The sequence below is a fragment of the Gemmatimonas sp. genome, assembly GCF_041689975.1.
Lineage (GTDB): Bacteria > Gemmatimonadota > Gemmatimonadetes > Gemmatimonadales > Gemmatimonadaceae > Gemmatimonas.
Window position 1 is genome coordinate 1 of the sequence record NZ_JBDNFF010000285.1, and the last position, 2670, is coordinate 2670.

Here is a 2670-nt window from a genome sequence, read left to right on the forward strand (position 1 = left end):
CGTGATCGCCGCGGCGCCGTCCGTGACCGAGCCATGCGCCGCCACGCGATTCGGGTCGGTACCCCCACACGCCGTCAGCGTGGCCAGCATCGTCGTGACGGCCAGTTTTACACGCATCATCGTTCGCTCCAAATGAGAAAGTCCGCCGTTTGTCGGAAGTCGTTGCCCACCGTGTCCGGTAGTTGCCCACCATGTCCGGTTGTTTCGGTGAGCACCAGTACATGTTGGAAAATGATCATGCCGCGCGCTCTCCGTGCCGTGCTCGACTCACTCTCCGAAAAGGGTGATCCGACGCTGCGTATCGTCCGCGACCTTCGCGCCATCAGCGCCGACCTCGATGCCGCGATCACGGATATCGAGACGGCGCCGAACGACGTCGAACGACGTGCGGCACGGCTGCTCCGCGTGCGGGCACTCCGGCGCATGATCAACACCCTCACCGAGCTCGAGTCCGAATGGACGCGCGCCAGTTAGTCGCCCCCGATCGGGGGCGATGCCAGCCAATGCGTGAAATCATGCGGATTAATGCATTGGCAGTATTGACCCTTACATTGTCACATATTCCGGAGCCCCATGCGTAAGCCTCTTTCTCCCTTGCAAGCCTTTGCGGCCGACGCGGGCGGTGCCACCGACCGTGGCGCCGACCTTGGCGGCCAGATCATGTCATGGTTGTCGGTGGCGCAGTCGGCCGACCTGCTCTCCGCGAGCGGTGCCGTGCCATCCGAACAGTCACTGGCGCAATCCACGGCGTTGCTGGCCGAGTTTGCGGATCAGCGACCTTCCATGGTGCACGACGTGCTGCCGGCGCCCGCCGTACTCATCCCGCAGGTTGCCGAGCGTTTTCGCGTGGCGGCTGAAGCGATGGAGATCGCGGGCTGCTACGAGCTGGCGTTCACCACGGTGGCGGCCGTTTGTCGCCTCACGGCGCACGCCGATGCCGTGACCGCCACGCTGGCCACGTTGCACTTGGGACGCATTGCGCGGCAGATGCACGATTTCGCGACTGCCGAAGACTGCTACGATCGCGTGGTGGTGCGTTCCACGCGTGAACGCGACGCCCCGCTCGCAGCGCGCGGTCACATCGGCCGCGCGCTACTGCGTGACATTCGGGGGAATCTTCCCGCCGCCGAAGCCAGTTACCGTAAAGCGATGGAACTCGCTGTGCCCGGCGGTGGCGCGTACGTCATGGCCTGCCAAGGCCTCATTACTCTTGCCATCAACCGAAAACAGCTGGGCGATGCGCTGCTGTTCGGCTGGCAGCTGCACGATGCAAGCGCCGACCATTCGGAGATGCGCTACGTGGCGCTTTTCGAGCTATCCGTTGTGGCGCTGCATGCCGGGTTCCCGGAGCCGGCGATGAACGGGTTTTCGCACGCCCTCGAGCGGGTCCGCGTGCCGCGCCTGCAGCTGTTGATCCTTGGTGGCGCTATCCGTGCCGCGGCGCGACTCAACCGTCTTGACGAGGTCGCGACGATCCAGAGCGCGATCGAACGCACGATCCGCGATGCCAACCAGCCGCACGAGGCCGCCCAAGTCCTCATTTATACCGCTGGCGCGCTTCATGAAATCAACGATGTGGTCGGGGCGCGCGTGGCGCTCGACGCCGGTCGCGCGCTGGCCGAACGGTACGGGTATCACGAGTTCGTGTTCCGTGCCGACAACATGGTAGACAGCTGGAGCGTGAGCGTAGCGTCCGACACCGCCAGCGCTACGGTCACGGTGGTTCGGCCTGGTCGAAAGCGCGCGCTGCGTGTCGGCATCGAGCGCCTCGCGGCCCTCCGGTAATTGGTGAGCCGGTACACTTTGCTCGCGAGACCTCAGCCCCACGGCTTCGCATCCTTTCGACCCGTCGTATCCGCTGGCGTCGGCGTCGGATCGCCGCCCTCAGTCCCGGTTGGCGTGTGGCAGGCGGCCACCAGCGGGGCGATGGCGATCAGGGCAACAAGCAGCAGACGGCGGGAATCGATCATGACGCACTCCGGAAAGGGGATACCCCGAGATACGGGTACTTTTCCAGGGCCACCTCATCATGGTGGGCAATCGCCGGACACGGTGGGCAACGACTTTTTGCCGTTCGATCGACCTTTCTCCTGTCGACGCATACGTGAAGCCTGAGCTCGGCATCGGCTGGATTCCCTCGTCATCCCCGACGATCAATCGGCTCCGCAACATCGTTCCTGCGGGAGCGGTGGTGGTGCCGTGCGTCGATGAAGTCGAGTTGTTGATGGCGGTGAGCAGCGGCCGTGTGGCGTTGACCGTGATTGAAGCCGCCGGCGGATCGAATGCCGCCGCCCTGCTCGCCTTGCGGCGACTGCGCGAGGAGTTTCCCAGGCACCCAGTCGTCGCGTGGTGCGACGTGCGCGCCATCGCGCCGCATGACCTGCTCGCGATTGCCCGGGCCGGTGTGCAGGACCTGATTCGGCACGATTTCGACGAACTCCGCCACGTCTTCGCCCGCATCGTGGCGTCGGCCACTCAGCGGGCCATCAGTTACCGGATTCTCGAGGAGATCTCGGACGTCGTTCAGCAGCGGCTGCACCCGCTGCTGGAGTACGTGCTGGAGCACTCGCACGAGCAGCTGGACCGCGAGGAGGTCGCCGCCGTGTTCGGCCTGTCGCGCCGTACCCTGCAGAATCGCCTCACCGACGCGCGACTGCCGCCGTTGCGGCC

The 2670-nt window shown here is 65.2% G+C and carries 4 protein-coding genes and 1 pseudogene; 3 read left to right on the plus strand and 2 right to left on the minus strand.

Annotated features, from left to right (window positions below; translation table 11 throughout):
- Nucleotides 1–116: 116 nt before the first annotated feature.
- The gene (locus ACESNG_RS17340) at nt 117–239 is read right to left on the minus strand and encodes a hypothetical protein (RefSeq protein ID WP_373069989.1); all 123 of its coding nucleotides are present in this window, start codon (nt 237–239) and stop codon (nt 117–119) included.
- Between ACESNG_RS17340 and ACESNG_RS17345 the strand changes: the two genes are divergently transcribed.
- Both ACESNG_RS17345 and ACESNG_RS17350 read left to right on the plus strand, forming a co-directional pair.
- On the plus strand, nt 238–474 hold the full coding sequence (locus ACESNG_RS17345; RefSeq protein WP_373069991.1) for a hypothetical protein: 237 nt from the start codon (nt 238–240) through the stop codon (nt 472–474). The genes ACESNG_RS17340 and ACESNG_RS17345 overlap by 2 nt on opposite strands.
- A 99-nt stretch (nt 475–573) precedes the next feature.
- Nucleotides 574–1785, plus strand: coding sequence for a tetratricopeptide repeat protein (locus tag ACESNG_RS17350; RefSeq protein ID WP_373069993.1), 1212 nt, complete (start codon nt 574–576; stop codon nt 1783–1785).
- Nucleotides 1786–1817: 32 nt separating this feature from the next.
- Here the strand turns inward: ACESNG_RS17350 and ACESNG_RS17355 are convergent, their stop codons facing one another.
- On the minus strand, nt 1818–1970 hold the full coding sequence (locus tag ACESNG_RS17355) for a hypothetical protein (RefSeq protein ID WP_373064940.1): 153 nt from the start codon (nt 1968–1970) through the stop codon (nt 1818–1820).
- Nucleotides 1971–2104: 134 nt separating this feature from the next.
- Between ACESNG_RS17355 and ACESNG_RS17360 the strand changes: the two are divergent.
- Nucleotides 2105–2670: pseudogene (locus tag ACESNG_RS17360) on the plus strand (hypothetical protein); the annotation flags it as partial.

Bases quoted from the DNA above. Each gene is read 5' to 3' on its own strand.
- ACESNG_RS17345 (WP_373069991.1), top strand. From the start codon at position 238: ATGCCGCGCGCTCTCCGTGCCGTGCTCGACTCACTCTCCGAAAAGGGT.
- ACESNG_RS17340 (WP_373069989.1), bottom strand. From the start codon at position 239: ATGATCATTTTCCAACATGTACTGGTGCTCACCGAAACAACCGGACAT.
- ACESNG_RS17350 (WP_373069993.1), top strand. From the start codon at position 574: ATGCGTAAGCCTCTTTCTCCCTTGCAAGCCTTTGCGGCCGACGCGGGC.
- ACESNG_RS17355 (WP_373064940.1), bottom strand. From the start codon at position 1,970: ATGATCGATTCCCGCCGTCTGCTGCTTGTTGCCCTGATCGCCATCGCC.